This window comes from Amycolatopsis sp. NPDC059657 (assembly GCF_042734395.1).
Lineage (GTDB): Bacteria > Actinomycetota > Actinomycetes > Mycobacteriales > Pseudonocardiaceae > Amycolatopsis.
Genome location: NZ_JBHWEB010000254.1, coordinates 1 through 3,411 on the forward strand (window position 1 = coordinate 1; position 3,411 = coordinate 3,411).

3 protein-coding genes are annotated in these 3,411 nt (G+C 68.8%); 2 read left to right on the forward strand and 1 reads right to left on the reverse strand.

Translation table 11 applies throughout. From position 1 onward, the window contains the following. Nucleotides 1-281 precede the first annotated feature (281 nt). The gene (locus ACFV15_RS47985) at nt 282-1,223 is read right to left on the reverse strand and encodes a helix-turn-helix transcriptional regulator (protein WP_378360191.1); all 942 of its coding nucleotides are present in this window, start codon (nt 1,221-1,223) and stop codon (nt 282-284) included. Nucleotides 1,224-1,285: 62 nt separating this feature from the next. Here ACFV15_RS47985 and ACFV15_RS47990 point away from each other — a divergent pair, with 62 nt between their 5' ends. Both ACFV15_RS47990 and ACFV15_RS47995 read left to right on the forward strand, forming a co-directional pair. Then, nucleotides 1,286-2,314, forward strand: a complete 1,029-nt coding sequence (locus ACFV15_RS47990; protein ID WP_378360193.1) for an epoxide hydrolase family protein — start codon at nt 1,286-1,288, stop codon at nt 2,312-2,314. Further along, nucleotides 2,311-3,393 (forward strand): winged helix DNA-binding domain-containing protein, encoded by a 1,083-nt coding sequence (locus tag ACFV15_RS47995; RefSeq protein ID WP_378360194.1) that lies wholly within the window; start codon nt 2,311-2,313, stop codon nt 3,391-3,393. The genes ACFV15_RS47990 and ACFV15_RS47995 overlap by 4 nt, the downstream gene beginning before the upstream one ends. The last annotated feature ends 18 nt before the right edge of the window (nt 3,394-3,411 follow it).

Below are 3,411 nucleotides of genomic sequence, written 5' to 3' on the forward strand. Positions count from 1 at the left end.
CCGCATCACCCTGCGACTACCCGCGAACTGGCCCTGGCAGCACCACTACCAGGGCCTCTTCGACATCACCTGCCGAACAGCCTGACCCCCGCACCTACGACCGGACCACAGTGGACACACCGGATGCGACGCCGGTCGAATCCCCCTGCCCACCCACCAACCACAAGATCAACAACCACGAAAACGATCACCAGAAAACAACCGGTGGATCCAGGGTCAGCGTTGCGAAAGTGGCGTTCACACGGACCGGCTTGCGAGCCGACCAGGGCAGTGAGAAGCCCTCATTTCAGCGCGCCGAGGCACCGTTCCGCTTGGGCGCGCAACGCGGCGGCGAGTTCCGGTGGGCCGCTCACCAGTGTGAAGCCGACGTTGACCGAGGTGATCATCCAGACCAGGTCGGCGGGTGTCTCGGCGCCGACGCGGAACAGGCAGGTTCGCGCGTCGACCGCCTCGACGACGCCCATGCCAGGCCAGACCCGCTCGACCAAGGCTTCCGCGGACTCGTGCAGCAGCACGGTCGCCTGATAGCCCCAGGTCTTGGACGAAAGCTGGTGGGAGACGTAGGTGGCGGCATCGCCTTCCGGCGGTTCGCGGGGTGGGAAGCGGGGGCCGGTCGGGGTGCGCGGGACGAGGCGGTCGACGCGGAAGGTGCGCCAGTCCTCGCGTTCGGTGTCCCAGGCGACGAGGTACCAGTGCCTGCCGAAGTTGACCAGGCTGTGCGGCTCGGCCGTGCGGACCGAGACGCCGGTGCGCGGGCTCGTGTAGTCGAACCGCAGCCGCTCGCGCCTGCGGCAGGCGTCGGCGATGGCCATCAGCGTGTCCGGGCTGACCGGCGGGCCGGAGCCGCCGACGCGGACCGTGGCCGTCTGGAGTGTGTTGACGCGATGGCGCAGGCGGGACGGCAGCACCTGCTCCAGCTTCGCCAGCGCACGCAGCGCGGTCTCCTCGATTCCCGCGACCGAAGTCGCCGTGCGCAGGCTCACCGCGACGGCGATCGCCTCGTCGTCGTCGAGCAGCAGCGGCGGGAGGGAGGCGCCCGCGCCCAGCCGGTAGCCCGCGGCGCCCTGCGTGGCGTGGACGGGATAGCCGAGGTCGCGCAGGCGGTCGACGTCGCGGCGGACCGTGCGCGTGGTGACGGCGAGACGGTCGGCGAGGTCGGCGCCGGACCAGTCGCGATGCGTCTGCAGCAGCGAGAGCAGCTTGAGCAGCCGGGCTGAGGACATGGGTCAAGTTTGCCACCCACTTAGGACCGAATCTGTCCTAAGCGCCTCATAGCGTGAAGGTCATGGAGAACTTCCGCATCGACATTCCGCAGGCCCAGCTCGACGACCTCACCACCAGGCTGGCGAACACGCGCTGGCCGGACGAACTTCCGGACGTCGGCTGGAGTTACGGCGTCCCGGTCTCGTCCGTGCGTCGGCTCGCCGAGCACTGGCGTACCGGCTACGACTGGCGGGCCTGGGAACGCAGGCTCAACGCGTACCCGCAGTTCGTCACCGAAATTGAGGGGCAGCGGGTGCATTTCCTGCACCTCCGCTCGGCGGACGAGCACGCGTTGCCGTTGCTGCTGCTGCACGGCTGGCCGATGTCCTTTGTGGAGTTCCTCGACGTCATCGAGCCGCTTTCGGAGCACTTCCACCTGGTCATCCCGTCGTACCCCGGCTTCGCCTTCTCAGGGCCGACGCACCGGGCCGGCCAGGGCAGTACGGAAAGTTACGCCGAGGTGCTCGCCGCGCTGATGGCAGAGCTCGGCTACCGGAGGTACGGCACGGTCGGCGGCGACGCCGGGTCGTTCGTCGGGCCGCAGCTGGGACGGATCGACACCGAACATGTGGCCGGGGTGTACGTCAACGGGCTCATCACGCTGACCGACGAGGTGGTGGCCGGCTTCCAGGAGATCGGTGGCTACGCGGCGATCCAGTCGACCAGGCCGCAGACGCTGGCCTTCGGCATGCACGACTCCCCCGCCGCGCTGCTGGCGTGGATCGCCGACATCGTCCACCTCTTCGCGAAGACGCCGATCGACGACGATCTGCTGCTCACCAACGTGATGCTCTACTGGCTCACCGGAACGTTCGCTTCGTCGACGCGGCTGTACCGCGAGTCCGCCCAGTGGGGCGCGGAGCCCGCCAACTCCGGCGTGCCGACCGCGTGCGCGCTGTTTCCCGGCGACCACACCGACCGGGAGACAGCGGAGCGGCAGAACACTGTGGTGCACTGGGCCGAGTTCGATCGCGGCGGGCACTTCGCCGCGATGGAGGCGCCGGACCTGCTGGCCGGCGACATCCGCGAGTTCTTCGGGAAGCTGCGATGACGAGGATCGGCACGCGAGCGCTCAACCGCACCACACTCGGCAGGCAGCTGCTGCTCGACCGCGCCGACCTGTCCATAGTGGACGCGACCGAACGGCTGCTCGGGCTCAACGCGCAGGGCCCGAACCTGCCGTATCTGGCGCTGTGGAACCGGCTGAGTGGATTCGAGATCAAGGATCTCACCGCGGCGATCGAGGACGGCTCGCTGGTCCGGTCGACGCTGATGCGCGCCACCCAGCATCTGCTGTCGGTACCGGATTTCTGCCTCATCCGCCCGGCCGTTGCTCCCCTGCTGATCCGGGTGCAGCGCAACGCGTTCGGCAAGCAGACCGCAGGCATCGACCTCGAAGAGCTGGTCGCCGACGCGCGCGATCTGCTCGCGGACGGTCCGCTGACCCGCCCGAAACTCGGCAAGCTGCTCGCCGAAACCCGGCCGGGTGCCGACGCGAACGCGCTCGGCTGGACCGTGCAGTACCTGGAGCCGCTCGTTCATCCCGCGCCGAGCGGCACCTGGAACGTCCGCGGCGCGACACCGTTCGCCCGCGCCGACTGGACCGGCGTCACGGCGAAGACCGACCTGCCCGAGATGATCCGGCGTTACCTCGCGGCGTTCGGCCCGGCGAGCGTCTCGGACGCCAGGGCCTGGTCGGGCGTCGGCGGGCTGAAGGAGATCTTCGAGGAGATGCGGCCGGAGCTGAAGACGTACACCGACGAGAACGGCCGGGAGTTGTTCGACCTGCCGAACGCCGCATTGGGGGCGGAGGACCTTCCGGCGCCCGTGCGGCTCGTGCCGGATTTCGACGCGCCGCTGCTGGCGTTCGCGGACCGGACCCGGGTGATGACCGACGAGGTCCGCAAGGCGGTCTGCATCGGGGCTTCGGTCGCGGCGACGGTCCTGGTCGACGGGACGGTCGCGGCGACGTGGTCGACCAAGAAGACCAAGGATTCCGTCGAGCTGACGGTCACACCGTTCCGCAAGCTGTCCAAAGTGGAACGCGCGGATATCGAAGCCGAGGCCGGGCGCCTGCTGGAATTCACAGACCCCGACCTGAAAGGGGTCGTGAGTGGTATGACCGGTTAGAACCGGTCATACCACTCA

Excerpts from the sequence above, each read along its gene's own strand:
- ACFV15_RS47990 (WP_378360193.1), top strand. The coding sequence starts at position 1,286 with ATGGAGAACTTCCGCATCGACATTCCGCAGGCCCAGCTCGACGACCTC.
- ACFV15_RS47995 (WP_378360194.1), top strand. The coding sequence starts at position 2,311 with ATGACGAGGATCGGCACGCGAGCGCTCAACCGCACCACACTCGGCAGG.
- ACFV15_RS47985 (WP_378360191.1), bottom strand. The coding sequence starts at position 1,223 with ATGTCCTCAGCCCGGCTGCTCAAGCTGCTCTCGCTGCTGCAGACGCAT.